The sequence below is a fragment of the Aeromonas sp. s12 genome (genome assembly GCF_040907925.1).
In the GTDB taxonomy this organism is placed as follows: Bacteria; Pseudomonadota; Gammaproteobacteria; order Enterobacterales; family Aeromonadaceae; genus Aeromonas; species Aeromonas veronii.
In genome coordinates, this window is record NZ_JBFOCT010000007.1 from 126,952 (window position 1) to 143,106 (window position 16,155).

Annotated in this window: 13 protein-coding genes; 4 read left to right on the plus strand and 9 right to left on the minus strand. The window is 59.5% G+C overall.

The annotated features are described in order from the left end of the window. Window positions 1-25: 25 nt before the first annotated feature. Complete coding sequence (locus tag AB5Y67_RS02125; protein ID WP_199428659.1) at window positions 26-706, minus strand: ABC transporter ATP-binding protein; 681 nt, start codon at window positions 704-706, stop codon at window positions 26-28. Between the two features lie 197 nt (window positions 707-903). On the opposite strand from AB5Y67_RS02125, the gene AB5Y67_RS02130 reads away from it, so the two are divergent. Both AB5Y67_RS02130 and nhaD read left to right on the plus strand, forming a co-directional pair. After that, a complete protein-coding gene (locus tag AB5Y67_RS02130) occupies window positions 904-1,371 on the plus strand; it encodes a DUF4357 domain-containing protein (RefSeq protein ID WP_005333716.1) in 468 nt (155 codons plus the stop codon). A gap of 107 nt (window positions 1,372-1,478) precedes the next feature. Then, window positions 1,479-2,903, plus strand: a complete 1,425-nt coding sequence (gene nhaD / locus AB5Y67_RS02135) for a sodium:proton antiporter NhaD (protein WP_005361260.1) — start codon at window positions 1,479-1,481, stop codon at window positions 2,901-2,903. Window positions 2,904-2,978: 75 nt separating this feature from the next. Here nhaD and AB5Y67_RS02140 read toward each other — a convergent pair whose 3' ends face one another. From AB5Y67_RS02140 to AB5Y67_RS02175, 8 genes are all read right to left on the minus strand, one after another. Continuing rightward, the gene (locus AB5Y67_RS02140; protein WP_042055658.1) at window positions 2,979-4,190 is read right to left on the minus strand and encodes a Bcr/CflA family multidrug efflux MFS transporter; all 1,212 of its coding nucleotides are present in this window, start codon (window positions 4,188-4,190) and stop codon (window positions 2,979-2,981) included. Between the two features lie 55 nt (window positions 4,191-4,245). Continuing rightward, the gene (locus tag AB5Y67_RS02145) at window positions 4,246-5,526 is read right to left on the minus strand and encodes a hypothetical protein (RefSeq protein ID WP_199428662.1); all 1,281 of its coding nucleotides are present in this window, start codon (window positions 5,524-5,526) and stop codon (window positions 4,246-4,248) included. A gap of 200 nt (window positions 5,527-5,726) precedes the next feature. Then, complete coding sequence (locus tag AB5Y67_RS02150) at window positions 5,727-6,287, minus strand: hypothetical protein (protein ID WP_199428658.1); 561 nt, start codon at window positions 6,285-6,287, stop codon at window positions 5,727-5,729. Between the two features lie 127 nt (window positions 6,288-6,414). Next, window positions 6,415-7,839: an NAD(P)/FAD-dependent oxidoreductase gene (locus tag AB5Y67_RS02155; RefSeq protein ID WP_368207565.1), complete on the minus strand. Its 1,425-nt coding sequence runs from the start codon at window positions 7,837-7,839 to the stop codon at window positions 6,415-6,417. 102 nt (window positions 7,840-7,941) lie between these two features. Next, window positions 7,942-8,781 carry an FTR1 family protein gene (locus AB5Y67_RS02160; protein ID WP_042080421.1) on the minus strand — a complete coding sequence of 280 codons (840 nt, stop codon included), beginning with the start codon at window positions 8,779-8,781 and terminating at the stop codon, window positions 7,942-7,944. After that, a complete protein-coding gene (locus AB5Y67_RS02165) occupies window positions 8,781-11,786 on the minus strand; it encodes a YncE family protein (protein WP_199428656.1) in 3,006 nt (1,001 codons plus the stop codon). The genes AB5Y67_RS02160 and AB5Y67_RS02165 overlap by 1 nt, the downstream gene beginning before the upstream one ends. A 4-nt stretch (window positions 11,787-11,790) precedes the next feature. Next, window positions 11,791-12,240 carry a hypothetical protein gene (locus AB5Y67_RS02170; RefSeq protein WP_100653541.1) on the minus strand — a complete coding sequence of 150 codons (450 nt, stop codon included), beginning with the start codon at window positions 12,238-12,240 and terminating at the stop codon, window positions 11,791-11,793. A 128-nt stretch (window positions 12,241-12,368) separates the two neighbouring features. Next, window positions 12,369-12,854, minus strand: a complete 486-nt coding sequence (locus tag AB5Y67_RS02175; protein WP_005333692.1) for a YqhA family protein — start codon at window positions 12,852-12,854, stop codon at window positions 12,369-12,371. Between the two features lie 277 nt (window positions 12,855-13,131). On the opposite strand from AB5Y67_RS02175, the gene AB5Y67_RS02180 reads away from it, so the two are divergent. After that, complete coding sequence (locus AB5Y67_RS02180; RefSeq protein WP_199428655.1) at window positions 13,132-14,121, plus strand: DUF2860 family protein; 990 nt, start codon at window positions 13,132-13,134, stop codon at window positions 14,119-14,121. Window positions 14,122-14,533: 412 nt separating this feature from the next. Beyond that, entirely contained in the window at window positions 14,534-16,153 is a 1,620-nt protein-coding gene (gene dptF, locus AB5Y67_RS02185) for a DNA phosphorothioation-dependent restriction protein DptF (protein WP_368207566.1), read from the plus strand. Window positions 16,154-16,155: the final 2 nt, after the last annotated feature.

Genomic DNA, 16,155 nt, shown 5'->3' on the forward strand with positions numbered 1-16,155 from the left:
TGACTCCGGCAGGCGCAGTCGCTGTTTAGTCATGACGGGGCCCTTTTAGTTCGATAAGTTGGCCCCCTTCGAGGCGAAGCACCCTGTCGGCCAGCGCAGCATAGGCGGGGTTGTGGCTCACCAGCAGCAAGCCTGCGCCGGTGTCCCGCACCGCCGCCACCATCAACGCCATCACCTGTTCGGCATTGTGCTCATCGAGGCTGCCGGTGGGTTCGTCGGCGAGCAGCCACTGGGGCTGATGGATAAGGGCGCGGGCCAGCGCCACCCGCTGTCGCTGACCGCCGGAGAGCTGCTCCGGCCAGGCATGGCGCTTGTGGCTCATATCGAGCCGCTGCAGCAACTGGTCAATCCTTGTCTCATCCGGTGGTAGAGCGTTGATGGCGAGCGGCAGGGCCAGATTCTCGGCCACGTTCAGGGTCGGCAGCAGGTTGAAATCCTGATAGACGATGCCGAAATGGCGGCCCCGCAGGCGCGCCCGCTCGTCGGGGGATCGGGTGTCGATCCGGGTCTCCCCCAGCCAGATCTCCCCTTCATCCGGTGCAATCAGCCCGGCGATCAGATTGAGCAGGGTGGACTTGCCACAGCCGCTTTGGCCCAGCAGCAGGGTGATCTCGCCAGCGGGGAGGGCGAGATCGAGATGGTGGAACAGCGGCAGTCGTTCACTGCCGTTATCGAAGCTCTTGCAGAGGTTGCGCAGGGTCAGCATGGGATAACCGTTTGATGGTCAATGGCTTTCATCATGCTTGGTACGCTAGCACGGCCAGCATTGATCAACACCCCTTACGGTTGATCAAGAGTGCCAGTTAGTGATCAAGGCGGCAAAAGAGCAGTGGATCCTCGCTGGATCCCGCTTGCCCGAGGTGGTTAGAATAGGGGCTTCCATGGGTCACAGGATGAGCAAGGATGTTACACAAGCAAGTCAGTTTTATCATCGATAGCAAGGGCAACAAGCAGGCTGCCGTCGTCCCCATCGAGATCTACAACGAGCTGATGACCCTGCAAAAGGCACTCTCCGACAACCGGCCGGGGGAGCGCGAGCTCTACCACTTCAACGGCAAGGGGGCCGAGGCCCACGGTTATCCGGTGGGCAAGCGGCAAAATCCGGGCTTTATGGTGCTGGCCGGTTCCACCGCCAATGGCGAGGATGCCGCCTCCCTGCGTGAAGCGGTGATCGAGCTGCGTCACGAACTGCTGGAGAAGGGGGTCATAGTGCCCCGCAGTCAGGGTGGCTTTGTCTTTACCGCCGATCAGCTGTTCAACAGTCCGAGTCTGGCCGCCAGTCTGGTGGCGGGCAATAACCGCAGCGGTCTGGATGCCTGGCAAAACAGCGCAGGCTATACCCTCAAGCAGTCGGGTTTCGGCAAGAAATAATCCCGCGTTTCGACAGCAAACCAATTAAGCGTTAATTGACCTGGATGAATTTTTCTTTTCATCCAGGTGCTAGCATCATTGCCAGACGGTTCTAAAAGGAAGAGACCATGTCTGCGCTCACCCCTGTTATTTTGCTGCTGTCCCTGTTTATCCCTCCCGCCCATGCCAGTAGTGGCCCTGTTCTGTTGACATCCTCCGCCATCGGACTTTTTTGTGTCGGATTGTTTGTGTTGGCCTACGCCCTGGTGATGGCTGAAGAGTATCTGCAACTGCGCAAGTCCAAACCCGTGCTGGTGGCCGCCGGGGTGATCTGGATCCTGATCGGTATCGCCTATGCACAGCAGGGGATGAGCCCTGTCGCCGAGCAGGCCTTCCGCCATACCCTGCTGGAATATGCCGAGCTGATGCTGTTCCTGCTGGTGGCGATGACCTATATCAACGCCATGGAGGATCGGCGGCTGTTCGATGCCCTGCGTGCCTGGCTGGTGCGATCCGGCTTTCACTTGCGCACCCTGTTCTGGTTGACCGGCGGGCTTGCCTTCTGTATTTCGCCGGTGGCAGACAACCTGACCACAGCGCTCTTGATGTGTGCTGTGGTGTTGAAGGTGGCCAACGGTGATCGGCGTTTTGTCAATCTTGCCTGCATCAACATAGTGATCGCCGCCAACGCCGGAGGGGCGTTCAGTCCCTTTGGCGATATCACCACCCTGATGGTGTGGCAGGCGGGCAAGGTGCAATTTGGCCAGTTCTTCACTCTGCTTATTCCCTCTCTGCTCAATTTTCTGGTCCCGGCCATCCTGATGAGCCTGATGGTGCCGCGCCATGTGCCGGAGGCTGATAACGAAGTGGTCGATCTCAAGCGGGGGGCCCGTCGCATCGTCGCGCTGTTCTTGCTGACAATCATCACGGCGGTGCTATGCCACAGTTTCCTCCACCTGCCACCCGTGCTGGGCATGATGCTGGGGCTCGGTTATCTGCAGTTTTTCGGCTTCTATTTGCGCAAGTCGCTGCCGCGATCCCTTGCCCGCAAGCGTGCGCTCTATGAACGCAATGGCGATGAGGTGCGGTTGCGCAGTCTGGGTTCTGTGGTGCCATTTGACGTGTTCAACAAGGTAGCCAAGGCGGAGTGGGATACCCTGCTCTTTTTCTACGGGGTGGTGATGTGTGTCGGTGGGCTGGGCTTTATGGGGTATCTGGAGCTGGTCTCACACTGGTTGTATGACGCTGGGGATCCCACCATGGCCAACATCTTCATTGGGGTCTTGTCCTCCGTCATCGACAACATTCCCGTGATGTTTGCCGTGCTCTCGATGAACCCGGATATGGCGCTGGGGCAGTGGCTGCTGGTGACCCTGACCGCCGGAGTGGGCGGCAGCCTGCTCTCCATCGGCTCTGCGGCCGGGGTGGCCCTGATGGGACAGGCCCACGGCATGTATACCTTCTTTGGCCACCTGAAGTGGCTGCCTGCCATCTTGCTCGGTTATCTGGTGAGCATAGGGGCGCACCTCTGGCTCAACAGTGCCCAGTTCTGAACGTCCGGGCGCCAGTACGAAAGAGGCTTCCGTTGACGGAAGCCTCTTTCGTTTTCCTGACAGGAGGGAGGGGGATCAATCGCCTCGCTTGCCGGTCAGCAGCCAGTAACTCAGGGTTGAACCCACGCCGCAGCAGGCGATGGCGATGGCCATGGGCAGCGGCGAGTGGGGCGGATTGAGGTTGACCAGAATACCGACCAGGGCGCCGATACCAAAGCGCAGGGTGCCTGCCAGTGCCGATGCGGTGCCCGCAGATTGGGGGAAGTGGCCCATCAGGCCGGTCATGGCGTTGGCGCCCACCAGACTGATATGGCCGACAAACAGCACCACCGGAATGACGATGCCCCACAGGCCGCCGGTCTGGCTCCAGGCGTTGTAGACCAGCAGAGCGCCCGCGCAGGGCAGCACCAGCAGACCGTATTGCAGCATCCGCTCGGCGCCCACCCCTTTCACCAGTCGGCTGTTGACGAAGGTGACCACCATCATCAGCAGAATATTGAGGCCAAACAGCCAGCCGTAGTGCTCGGTCGGCACCTTGAAGTACTCGATATAGACGTAAGGGGAGCCGCTTAAGAAAGCGAACATGCCGGAGCTGGAGAGGGAGCCGCACAGCACATAACCCATGGCGCCGCGATGGGAGAGCACCCCCCAGTAGTTCTTGAGGATCTGGCCCAGATTAAGCGGCTGACGGTGCTCCGGTTTCAGGGTCTCCTGAATTTTCCACTGCATCACCAGACAGATCAGCAGGCTGATCCCCACCAGCAGCCAGAAGATCACCCGCCAGTCGGCGTGGGCGCTGATATAGCCGCCCACCACAGGGGCCACCAGCGGCGCCAGGGTCATCACCAGAATGACGAACGACATGGCGCGAGAAAACGCATCCTTCTCGAACAGATCGCGCAGCAGGGCATTGACCACCACAGAGCCCGCCGCGCCGCCCGCCGCCTGCAACATCCGATAGGCCAGCAATTCAGGCAGGGAGTCCGCCATGGCACAGCCCACCGAGGCGATGGCAAACATCACCAGCCCCGCCAGGATCACCGGCTTGCGGCCATAGCTGTCGGCCAGCGGGCCGTAGAAGAGCTGGCCGATGGCAAAGCCGCCCAAAAAGGCGCTGATGGTGAGCTGGGCGCCGTCGATGCTGGTGGCCAGATCCCGGGCGATGGCCGGAATAGCGGGCAGATACATATCCACCGCCAGCGGGGTCAGACCCGCCAGAGCACCCAGCAGGATAAACAGGAAACGGGGGGAGAGGGCGGCAGCCTGAGCTGTTGGCGATTGGGGCATAGGGTGTCCAGTTGATGCGAAACGTCGGGTTGAAAAGCGCGAAAAAAGCAGTCTATCAGTTTTGTCGCGGCGATGGATCCGGTATGGCGAGCCAGAGTCCGGGCTCGGCGGCAAAGCGCGGGGCAAACCAGTGCTGGCGCACCGCAGTGGGCATTTCGCTTGCGGCAATGGGGCGGCGACTGAGGCGGCAGGCTCCCCGAGAGAGCGCCAGCGCCGCATCCCCCTTGTACCAGCCGTCCGTGACCGGCAGTGCCGTGGTCTCCCGCAGCAATTTTACCCCCCACTGGGTCACCAGCGCCGGGCACGTTGTTTCTGCCAGCCTTGCTGCCTGCACCATGGCGGGCGGACGGGGCAGGGTGAAGGTCGCGCCGAGCAGCAGCAATCCGGCCACCGCGGCCACCCACTCAGCACGGCGCGGCAGCCAACCCGCCAGCAGCACGAGACCGAGCAGGGTGATGGGGGCCAGATGGCGGGGATTGTCGGGGTTCTGGCCAAACAGGGTCCAGAGCAGCAGGGCGAGCCAGTAGAGTGTCCAGAGTGGGGAGAGGGCGGCAGGGTGGTTTTTTGCTCTTTGCCAAAGCGGCAGTACCAGCAAAGCCGCCATCAACAGCGGCCAGAGCGGGGTGAGCTGATCGTTGAAGGTGCTCGCCCAGCTCAGCAGCCGATCGCCATGGGCCGCCGCCGTGTTGCCCCACAGGGTAAAGTGGCCGTCGGTAAAGCGGCGCCCCTCGCTGAAGTAGGCCCAGCCATCGGCCTGCCAGACAAACAGCAGGCTGATAAGCCCCACCAGCAATATGGGGAGCACAAACCTGACGCGCGTGCCCTGCTGCGCCAGCCCGAGCCACAGGGGCAGCAGCGCCAACACGAAGTAGGAGGGGCGCAGTGCCAGCATAAGGCCTAGCAGCAGACCCGCCAGCGCAATTCTGCGCTGCTGCAAGGCCAGTAGCGTCCCGAGCCAGGCGGCGAGCGCCGGCCCATCCGAAAGGCCGGAGAGGGCGAGCGTCGGGGTGAGCGGCAGTGCCAGCACCAGCAGCCAGACTGTGGCGAGCAGGCTTGGCCGTTGCCACAATCTGACCGCCAGCAAGGCGGCGAGCGGCGCCAGCAAACTGCTACCGAGCAGACTTGCCCACTGCACCGCGCGGGCCGGATCGTCCACCGCCAGATTGATCAGCCGTGCCAGCCAGATAAAGGCGGGGTAGCCCGGAAAGTGGGGGGAGAACTCCAGCACGCTAAAGTGCGTCACCCCGTGGGCGAAATTGAGGGCATCATCGGAATCGAGGGCCACCGGGAAGGCCAGCAGCCAGCCGAGCCAGGCCAGTTGCAGCAGAATAAGCAGCCAAATGGTGGTGGAGCAGGGGGAAGGCCAACGCCGATACGTTGCCTTCCCCCTCATCTCCAGCCCTTCTCCCGCAAGGGGAGAAGGGGGCAAACCGGCGTCCGGGTGCATCTATCGGTAGGCCGTGCGTAGGGTGGGTAGAGCGCAGCGAAACCCACCGTTTGTCACAGCGAGATGGCGCAATGATTGGCAGGTTGCCATCAAAGCGGTGCCAGCACGGCCATCAGCGTTTTTTCTGCATCGCTAAAGGCGGCGGCATCGGCGGGCTTGGCGCCCACCCCGAATACCCCCGGGTTGCCGATGGCATCCAGCACCTTGGCCAGCGCCTGTTCGGCCGCCTTGCGATCCCCTTCACTGAGGGAGGGGAGGATCAAATCGAGGAAGCGCTTGCTCTTGACCACCAGCACCTTGGCGGTCTGGTAGTCGCCAAGATTCTGGCTGGCCCCTTCGAGGCGGCGCTCGATCTCCGCCTTGTAGGCGCGGTTGAGCAGGGCGGCGGTGGCTGCGGCATCTTGGGCCTTGATGGCGGCGGCCAGCGGCCCTTGCAGCTCCACCTTGTGGTGCTGCTCCAGATAGGTCAGTTCGTCGGCAATCTCGCTCAAGGTGGCGCTGGCATCCTTGCCGCCAGTGGCGGCGCCCAGCAGTGCCTCGCGGGCGTCGATCAGTGGCTCCTTGCCGGCGGCGGCGTAGGAGTAAGCTTGTGCCTGCCCGCTCAGGGTCAGCAGCAGGGTGAGGGCGAGTAAACCCGGGCGAATGGTCATCCTGTTCTCCTTACTTAATGCCAAGAGGTTGGCACTCAGGCCACGCTCTGGGTTTCAATCACGGTGTTTTCGTTGCGATGGTTAAAGATGGCGTGGCGTCTGTCTACCTGTTCGACACCGACAAGCCTCACGCCACGCTCTGGGTTTCGATCACGGTGTTTTCATTGCGATGGTTAAAGATGGCGTGGCGTCGGTCCACCCCGTCGATCACCATGTCGGCAGCCATCATCCCCATCTCCATGGCGGTGTCAGTGAAGATGTAGCGGAATGTCCCCTGACGGCCGGTCATGATGAGGTTGGTGATGGGCATCAGCGCCTTGATGGCTTCGTTGCGGCGTGTCTGATAGCCGAGATCCATCAGCGGATAGGCGTATTCACTGCGCGCTTCGAAGGTCTCATCGCCAAGCTTGGCGGTATCGACGCCGAGGCTCGCCAGATCGGCGGTGACCCGACCGCGCAGATCAGAGAGCGGCGCCTGCCAGGTGGCATCCCCCGGATTGCAGGGGATCTCCAGCATCACCGAGGTCTGGCCTTGGGGAGCCATAAAGGGGCTGCGGCGGCGCGGCTCCTGCAAGCGGGTGGCCAGAATATGGGGGTCGGAGAGGTACTGCCAGGTGTTGTCCGACAGGTTCTCCTGCTTGAGCGGCATATTGACGAAGCGAAGCGACCGGTAGTGCAGATCGCACGGCAAGCCAAGATGCTGGCAGGTGAGTGGCAGCGGCAGGGTGGAGATCACCTGATCGAAGGCGGCACTCTGATCAACGTCATCTTGTTTCCAATAAACCCGTTCAATGTGGCCATCGGCCTGCTCAAGGCGGGTGATGGTGGCGCCGGTTTTGAGCTCAACGCCCTCTGCCACCAGTCGCTCCCCCAGAGTAGTGAAAATTTGGCCGAAGCCATATTTCGGGTAGCGGTATTTGCGGGCATAGGTGCGCACCGAAATGCTGCCATTACGTCTTGGCAGCAGGCGGCGCGCCACATCTTTGAGATCGATCAGACTGATGCGCTGACCGGCCCAGTCGGCGGAGAGCTTGTCCGGGTTGATGCCCCACAGCTTGCTGGTGTAGCCCTCGAAAAACTGGCGGTAGAGGGTGCGACCAAAGTGGCTCTGGATCCACTCGGCAAAGCTCGCCTTGGCAAAATCATCCGGCTTCTTGGCAAAGGGCAACAGCAGCAAGTCTTTCACCGCACCGGCCATCAGGGCGAGCGGCGCCGTCTTGAGCAAGTTGGGCAGGTTCAATGGGTAGTCATAGGTGCGCCCACCAAAGCGGATCACGCTCTTGCGCTCGGCGTGGAGCAGGTCGTCCCCCATCAGCTCGTCGATAAAGGCGAGCAGCTCGGGGTTCTTGGTGATAAAGCGGTGGCCGCCGTAGTCGAAGCGATACTCCCCATCGCGTCCCTTGAAGGTCTGGGTGGCGCACATGCCGCCGACCACCGGCTCCTGCTCGAACAGGGTGACGGCAAAACCGGCGCGGCGCAGGCGCCAGGCCGCCATCAAACCGGCGGGGCCAGCGCCCAGCACTGCAATGCTTTTCTTGTTGTTATCGCTCATGACCTATTCCGAAACTGCTTGATAGATAAGGGAACCGCGCCAAGGCGCGGCTCCCGAATGATGTTGTTACCCCGTGCCCTTGTTGCTACAGGGCGTGCGGGCTCAGCCCTTGCTGGATGCGGCGCTCACCTGCGGGCGATAGCTGCGCTGCCAGAGGGTAACGAAGATCGCCAGATAGAGGGCCCAGGTCAGCAGCTGCAAGCCAGCGGGTGAGGCATTGTAGCCAAACAGGGCGCGCAGGAAGGTACCAAATATCCCCTGATCGTCGAGAATGTGGCTGATGTCGAACACCGGCGTGGTCCAGAAGGTGATGATCTCTGCCGCTTGCAACATGTTGACGGCGGACGACAGCAGACCTGCGGCGATGATGATGATAAGCAGGCCGGTCCAGCGGAAGAAAGGAGCCAGCGCCACCTTGCGGGTGGAGCGCAGTAGTCCCCACACCAGCGCGATGGAGACCAGCAACCCCGCCAGCGCGCCCATCAGGCCGGATTGCAGATCGACCCCTTGCCCGGAGTAGAGCAGGGCGGAGAAGAAGAGCACGGTTTCAAACCCTTCGCGCATCACCGCCAGAAAGGCGAGCAGCACCAGACCAAACAGGTTGCCGCCATCGATGGCCGCATCGATACGCGCCGTCATGGCCCCCACCTGGGATTTGGCCTGCTTTTGCATCCAGATCGCCATATAGGTGAGCACCAGAGTGGCGAAGATGAGGATCCCCGCCATCAAGAGGTGGTTGTAGCGCTCGCTCTCGAACTGGCTCACCACCACCTGGAACAGGAAGGCGACCACAAGGGAGGCGATAAGGCCAAGCCCCACCCCCAGATAGATGAATTTGTTGTAGCGGCTCGCCCCCAGCTTGGCGAGGTAGGAGAGGCAGATGCCGACCAGCAGGAAGGCTTCCAGCCCCTCGCGCAGGGTAATGAGAAAACTTGCAAACATCAGGATTGAGGCTCCGTAGCGGGCGTGACGGGGAGAGGCTGCAGGGTAAGTTGCAACCGATTTAGCTGCACTATGGGTGGCTCCGGCAAGCTCGGCTCGGCGGCGCGCACCGCATCATTGACCCACTTGGGGTAGGTGCGGAAATTGAGTTTGATATCGGCCTTGAATGGCCCTTGGGCATCTGCGGGTAGTGGCCAGGCTTCATCGCGCCAGCCATCGGCCGGAATGCGGGTATCTTCCAAGAGCTTGGCGTAACGCCAGAACTTGAGCCCCACCGGCTTGCCCTCGGCATCGCCGAATACTTTTCTGAACAGTCGCGCATCTTCTGGGACTGCGCCATCCACCGGCTGGCCGCTGGCAAGCACCACCTTGCCACTTGTGTCGGTGATGGTCAGCTCCAGCCAGAGTTCACGGAAATCGGCCACCCCGGTGGGCAGGGCATGGCCTGCGCCGGTATTGGCGACCCGCACCACCAGTTGCTGGTTCTTATCTGCAGCCTGTTCGATACGGGCGGAGAGGGTAGCGCTGGAGCGCAAGAGCGCCAGACTCTCCTGCTCAAGGTTGGGATTTCGCAGCCCCACCAGCTGGTGCTGGGCGCCGGTAAAGTTGTGGCGATAGAGCCGCGCCTTCATGGTGCCGTTTTCGGTGGACTGGCCCGCCACCGGCGCGCCGCCATTGCCCGGCTCCGGGTTCATATGGCAGTCGATGCAGGTGCGCCGTTTGGCGGGATCCTCGGCCTTGGCGAAGCTGGACTTTTCCCACTCGTCCCAGGTGTTGACGATATTGGCGCCGGTGCCCGGGGCAAACTCGTTGTGGCACGACTTGCACAGGGCCGCGTCGCGGTAGAAATCCTTCTGATAGGAGGCTTTGTGGGCCGCCGGACGGGCGTTGATCTGCCGCTCGGCCAGCCAGTGCTGGAGGCTGCCGCCCGCGGCATCCTCGAACACATAGCTCTCGCGGTCTTTCAAATTCACGGTAAAGGCGCTGTTGCCGCCCGCATCTTCCACTTTTGTGATGCGATGGCAGAGCACGCAGCCGGTCCCTTCCTCCACCACAGGTTCACCCGCTTTGTGGGCGGCAATCAGCGAGGCGCCACCCTGCTCGAACATGTGGGAGCCCTTGGGCAGATCCAGCTGGCCTGTCATCACCTGCTGGGGCATATGGCAGCCCTGGCACCACTGACCGAATGCTTCCCCTTCGGTTTCGCGGGCCAGCGCCTGCACCACCTTGTAGTAGGGGTGGGAGTTGCCCATCAGTCGGTGGTTGCTCTCGCTCCAATCCTTGAACGCCTGTTGGTGGCAGTTCTGGCAGGAAGCGGAGTTGAGCCACGCCTGCGGGTGAGTGGTCGGCGCCTTGGCGGGATCCGTGCGCGGGGCATCGAGTCGCAGCCAGTTGGCGAGATAGGGGAGGTTGCCATCGGCGGTGACGAAGGCGTGTAAGTCCTCCATCATCGCTTTCACTTCCGGTTGGGGCCTCGCGGGGTCAACTGCCTCGGCGCCATCGCGGGTGTCATGGCCCATGCCGCCCTGGGTCTGCTGGGTCATGCGCAGGTATTCGCCGACAAAATCCCCCGCCACCATGTTGGTGAGGTTGGCGTGGCCGTTGATGGCGTTGTCGCCGCTCTTCTGGCGATGGGCCGCCATCAGATAGCGGTTGGTGAAGTTGAACCCGTCCAGATGGCAGGAGTTGCAGCTCATCCAGTTGTCCCCCGCCATGGGGAAGCGTGAGTTGGCGCCGTTGTTGCCGAGCGTGTTACCAAGGTTGAACAGCCGCTCGCCACGCTGAAGCGGCTCGGGGCGCGGATCCGTCTCTACCAGCTTGGCTAAGTGGGGTACATCCACGGTGACCCGGGCAAACGGGCCGCTGCCGCCACTATTGAGGCGGGTGAGATCCTGCCCCATGGCGTTGTGCACCAGAATATGGTCGCCATCGATCAGCAGATCTCGCGGATTCTGGCCCGGCAGGTGACGCAAGAGCTGGGTCGCCTTGGCACCCCCCTGAAACTTCTTGCGGCGGTGACGGTTGTTGTTGGACTTGCCGCTGCGGGAGAGGTCAAACACCAGCAGATCTTCCGAGCCAGCCAGGGTCAGATAGACCCGCTTGCCGTCGGCGGCGAAGCGCGCCGCGAACGGGTTGGAGACGATCTGGCTGCGGTTGCCGACGCTGGGCAGATTGATCTGCAAAAAGAGCTGCTTTCTTTCATCAACCCGCTCTTTCTCCTCATCGAGATCGATGATGGAGACGGCCGGAAAGACGGTGCTTTGAAACTGGAAGGGGTGGCTGAAGCTCCACAGAACATGAGGCAGCCAGGCCTCGCTGCCATCGGGGGAGAGGGCGATGCCGTCGAGCAGGCGCGGCAATCCCTGGGAGTCGCTCGTCGTGTCGCTATAGGTCTCGGCCAGGGTGATGAGTTTGGGCTTGGGAAGCGAAGATCCCTTGGCGCCGTGGCCAAGCTTGGCTAGACCATAGATGGCGAGCTGGCCGGTCATGGCGTGGGTGAGCAGCAGGCGATCGTCGTCGGTCAGGGCCAGTCCACGGGGAGTCTCGGCGGTTTCTGCATCCAGCTGTAGGTTGCCGGCGGTGTCGTAGGCCTGCAGGCGAGCGGATTCGAACAGCGTGACCCAGAACCACTGCCGTTTGGCATCGAAGATGACCCCGTAGGGTCTATGGCCGGTGGGGATCGCCTTTTTCAGATCGAGATCATCATCCAGCAGCAACAGGCGATCGCCGCTGTAGTCGGTGACCAGCAGAGTGCCATCATCGGCGCGGGCCAGCTGGCGCAGATCGCCCCCCAGCGGCACCTCTTTTAGGCGTTTTCCGCTATCGCGCTCAAGCAGGGTGACCGAGCCAGCGCTCAGATTGGCGGTGACGAGGCGCGGGCTTTGCCCCTCCTCATAGGCGATCATCCCGGCGCCCATCTGCTGGGCAGTGGCAAAGTGGCTGGTCAGCAGCAGGAGGAGGGCCAGCAGGGGTGACAAATATGCAGAGAACGATGACTTCAACATGGGATCAGGAGCGCCATTTCAAGATGGTCCAGCGCCAGGCGTGGCGCAGCACCAGAGGAGTTAACGCCAATGCGCTCAGCCAGTGGGCCCAGCTGGCGAGGTTGCCCGTGGCATCGCCCGGAGTGCCGTGCAGCACTAGCAGCAGGCCGCTGGCCAGACAGATCAGCAGCAGGGCTTCAATAATCCGCCCCGTGGTGCGTAAAAAGGGTTTGTTGCTGCGGTTCAACAAGCTGCGGTGGGAGAGCCAGAAGGCGCCAAACAGCAGCGGGAACAGGGTGAGCGAGAGCATCACATGGAAAAACAGATTCCAGCGTGCCAGCGACCAGAGCGGGGTCAGCGGCTCCCACAACAGCAGACCGGAGAAGAACATCAGATAGAGGGTGCCCTCGGCGGCCTGATGGTGGTAGGCCAGCCACTGCCAGAATTGTCGGGGTGAGAGAGAAAGGCTTGTCATAAAGGCTCCAGCACCCGGGCGGGGCAGCCCGGGGGGAGCAAGTTTATAACGCAGTAAGAGTAATGAAAAGTGTTATCAATTGTATTGCTGGTGAATCAAGGCTGAACAAGCACAGTGATCAAACTCGACTATTTATGCTCTGCCATCCGCTCGGTCACCGCATAGATGAGCGCGGCCAGCGAGAAGGCGAGAAACACCACCACGGACCACTTCATATCGACTTCGTTGATGATGCCATCTTCGAGAAATGCCTTGAGCACCTCCACTCCGGCGATAGTCACCAGCGAGTTGATGACGATGAGCTTGAGGGAGGCAAAGTTGATCTTGCTAAGCCAGTTGCTGCTCAGGGAGGCGCGCTGCTCTTCCGTCTGGATAAATTGCACATAGCCACAGATAGCAACCAGGATCAGCATCTGGGCCACCAGTATAAAGTCCACCAGAGTCAGCACGCCGGTAATGAGATCCAGATAGGGGATCTCGAAAATGTTTACAGAAAGCTGATAGAGCTGCATGGCAAACTTCACCATCAGCAATACCACGCAGATGAGAATGCCAATGTAGAAGGGGAACATCATCAATCTGCTGCCATTGAGCATGAAATTGAATCGACGCATGAGAACTCCGATGTTGGGAACAGGGGTAAATAGAGTGAGTATGGCGCGAGCAGCCCGCAGCGTTGCAAGGCCGTGGGGACTGATTATGCCGGGTCGCCCCCTGCTTGCGCCTATAAAAAAATAAAAAGCCATCATAAAAAATAAAACCGCATCCCGCTGTCTTATTTGTGATTTTTCCCCGCCGTAACATGCCGCTTCTCGATACTGGGGGGCGACTGCCTCCCTCCTATTTATCAGGCTCGGCCCACTCTTGTGGCCGCTTGCCAGGAGTGTTGCGATGCGTATTGGTCTGCTGTTGAGTATGGGGATGCTGGTTGCAAGCGGGGTTCAGACACAAGAGCTGGGAGCCATTCCCGGGGAATCTGGTTTTTCCGGTAGTGTGCTGGCGGGGGCCAGCGTTGGCGAGACCAAGTCCAATTTTGCCACGGGGAGTGCAGGTAGCGAGCGTATTGACGCTTTGGGTGCTGCGGCGCAGCAGCGTCACCTTGATCCGGTGATCAACGGGGATCTGCGTTACACCTTTGCCTCCACCGGTAGCCAGTTGTTCCTGGGCAACCTCATTCAGGATGCCATTCGTGGCGACGGTACCCAGCAGTTCGGGCTGCGCCAGCAACTGGGGGACAAGGGGATCGTGGCCGGTTCGCTGGTGTTCAATGCCACCCCGGTCAAGGTCTGGCGCGATCCCTTTGCTGTGGGTGTGGAACGCGAGCAGAGTGACGAGCGATCCCACGGCGCCCGTCTGGCGTGGGACAACATCTGGGGCAGTGCGCTCAGTGGCAGCATCACCAGCCGCGACGTCAAGGTGGATGGGGAGTCCAGCGGCGAGCAATATGGTCGCGCTGTGATGGGGATGCTGGATCGCAATGGCCGGGTCAACTCCGCCGAGGTCTCCTACCAGTTCCGGCTAACAGACGATCAGTTCCTCGAGCCAGCATTGCGCTATGAGAAGGCTGATCTGGTGGGCAGTGCCGAGTCTTATGTGAGCAAGGGGTTGCAGCTCACGTACGCCAAAACCTCGCCCCGCTGGTCATTTGTCAGCAACCTCTATCTGGGCAAGCAGGACTATGACGAGGCCAACCCGCTGTTTGGCCAGCGTGCCGACAGTCGCGACATGGCCATCGATGCCACCCTCTTCTGGCACCAGCTGTTTGGCATTGCGCCGCTCTCTGCGCTCCTGAGCGCCAGCTACGCCACGGCAAACTCCGGGATCGACTTTTACGATATTCGCGCCACCAGCATCACCACGGGCCTGCTCTACCGTTTCTGATCCCGGCATCCGGCAGCGAGATGAGGTGCACACAAAGGGGCTGGTCAATCCAGCTCTTTGTTTATGGGATGGCGCTCAATAGACAATTCAAGCTGTATGCAGGTTGGTCATCACATGCAGACAAGAGACGTTTTGACAGTGTAGCGTTCATCTGGGGTAGAGAGGAGGTCATGACATACAGGTTGATTTGGGAAAAAACGGCAAGAAAATCTCAAGTGTAATGCTATTTGTGTTGAGGGAAATTTAGCCTAATAGCTGAATAAGTGGACTATGTGCCTGTATAAGATAAAAACAAATGTGAGTTCAGATTTGACGAACGTCAAGGATTCATACAAAGACTCATCCTTTCTTGTAGTCTCCCAATGATTCAATCAGTTAGTATCTGTCAGATATGAAATGATAGGGTTATACCGTGAGTACAATTTCCCTTCGCAAGGCCCTCGGGGTTTTGGCTAAATCTTCTTCCTTCTCGGTCAAGACGACAACACAACGTCAGAGAGATCTGTTTGATGACCTCAAGGATTATCTCTACGTTACACCCGAAATCGAGGATGATTTTGAGAAGTGCCTCCGTTCATTGCAGCCTGGTGAGTGTGTGTTTTTATGCGGCAGCAGTGGTGATGGCAAATCTGAAATATTGTCACGTAGCTATGACCAATATAAAAACAGATATACCTTCCATCTGGATGCAACCCATAGCTTTTCGCCTCATCAATCAGCAATAGATGCGCTAAACGAACTCTTTGATCGTGCGGGTGACGGGGCTCAACCCCTGGTGGTTGGTATCAATATCGGTATGCTGGCCAACTTTGCCAAAGAAGGGGCTGAGCGGCACAGTGTGTTGCGTGGCGTGATCGAGCGTTTTTTGGATAGTGGCGAGAGAATGCAAGGGGCATATCAGTTTCTGGATTTCGAGTCCTACCCAAAATTCCGTTTTAATGATGACGCTGGCAGCTATTCAAGCTTTATGCGTCAACTGCTCAAGCGGTTAACTCAGCCAACCGATGACAATCTGTTTCATGCTATTGCCCTTGCAGATGAGCAACGCCAACGCGACATGCGCCTCATCGCCAATTTCAGGCTGTTGGCCAATGAGCACGTGCAAGAGATTATCATTACCACGCTGTTCAAAACCCGTTTGATCAAGGATCAATTCATTACGACTCGCGCCTTGCTGGATCTGTTGCATCAGCTTCTGGCCGGGGAGCATTACCTCTTTGACAACCTGTTTCTGGCTAAAGACAGTGAGCTAAGCCTGCGTCTTGCTGACTTTGATCCTGCCTTGATTCATACCCAAGCGGTAGACCAGTTTGTGCTGCGTTATGAGCTGAATCTACCGGATGAGGCGCTGGATGCCTTTATGGTCGAGCTGGCAAAACTGGGGCTCATATTCAACGAGCCTCGTGATAAAGCGGGTCAAGCCGCATCCCTTCTGCGGCTTTTTTATCTGCTTAAGGACTGCGAGCTTGGCAATAACTACCATCACCAATTCAAAGTCGATTTTGAAGAGCAGGTACTTGAACACTATGCCACTGTCTGGCTGCAGCATAGTCAGTATCTTGGGGAGGGTGGAAGCCAGCTGGCCTTGCGCAATTTCTATGTGAAAGCGCTGATCCCGGCCATTTTTGTTTATGCCAACCGCAATGCCCCTGAGTTGTCAAAGCGAGAGCTTTCTCTTGGTCAATTTGGCCAGTGTCATGTCGCGGCACCTGTCGATCTGAAAGCTGATTACAGCGCAATTCAGCGTCAGCATGTCGAGAAACACGATCATTTCAGCGCCTATCTGAAGATTGATGATCAGCCCTTGGCACCGATGGCAATCAACCTCAATCTGTTTGAGCTGATCTGCAAGCTCAACCATGGCTATCGGCCAAATAAGTACGACAAGAATGCCATCGTGTTGCTTGATGAGATGGTTGAGCAAATCCGCGCTGTCGCTAAAAAGAGCCCTGTTCTTCACTATTACGAAGGTGATCAGCATTACCGTCTTGGTTTGGATGAAGGCATGATCACTGTAGAAGGAACCAGATAGTC

Excerpts from the sequence above, each read along its gene's own strand:
- AB5Y67_RS02125 (WP_199428659.1), bottom strand. The coding sequence starts at position 706 with ATGCTGACCCTGCGCAACCTCTGCAAGAGCTTCGATAACGGCAGTGAA.
- AB5Y67_RS02130 (WP_005333716.1), top strand. The coding sequence starts at position 904 with ATGTTACACAAGCAAGTCAGTTTTATCATCGATAGCAAGGGCAACAAG.
- nhaD (WP_005361260.1), top strand. The coding sequence starts at position 1,479 with ATGTCTGCGCTCACCCCTGTTATTTTGCTGCTGTCCCTGTTTATCCCT.
- AB5Y67_RS02140 (WP_042055658.1), bottom strand. The coding sequence starts at position 4,190 with ATGCCCCAATCGCCAACAGCTCAGGCTGCCGCCCTCTCCCCCCGTTTC.
- AB5Y67_RS02150 (WP_199428658.1), bottom strand. The coding sequence starts at position 6,287 with ATGACCATTCGCCCGGGTTTACTCGCCCTCACCCTGCTGCTGACCCTG.
- AB5Y67_RS02155 (WP_368207565.1), bottom strand. The coding sequence starts at position 7,839 with ATGAGCGATAACAACAAGAAAAGCATTGCAGTGCTGGGCGCTGGCCCC.
- AB5Y67_RS02160 (WP_042080421.1), bottom strand. The coding sequence starts at position 8,781 with ATGTTTGCAAGTTTTCTCATTACCCTGCGCGAGGGGCTGGAAGCCTTC.
- AB5Y67_RS02165 (WP_199428656.1), bottom strand. The coding sequence starts at position 11,786 with ATGTTGAAGTCATCGTTCTCTGCATATTTGTCACCCCTGCTGGCCCTC.
- AB5Y67_RS02170 (WP_100653541.1), bottom strand. The coding sequence starts at position 12,240 with ATGACAAGCCTTTCTCTCTCACCCCGACAATTCTGGCAGTGGCTGGCC.
- AB5Y67_RS02175 (WP_005333692.1), bottom strand. The coding sequence starts at position 12,854 with ATGCGTCGATTCAATTTCATGCTCAATGGCAGCAGATTGATGATGTTC.
- AB5Y67_RS02180 (WP_199428655.1), top strand. The coding sequence starts at position 13,132 with ATGCGTATTGGTCTGCTGTTGAGTATGGGGATGCTGGTTGCAAGCGGG.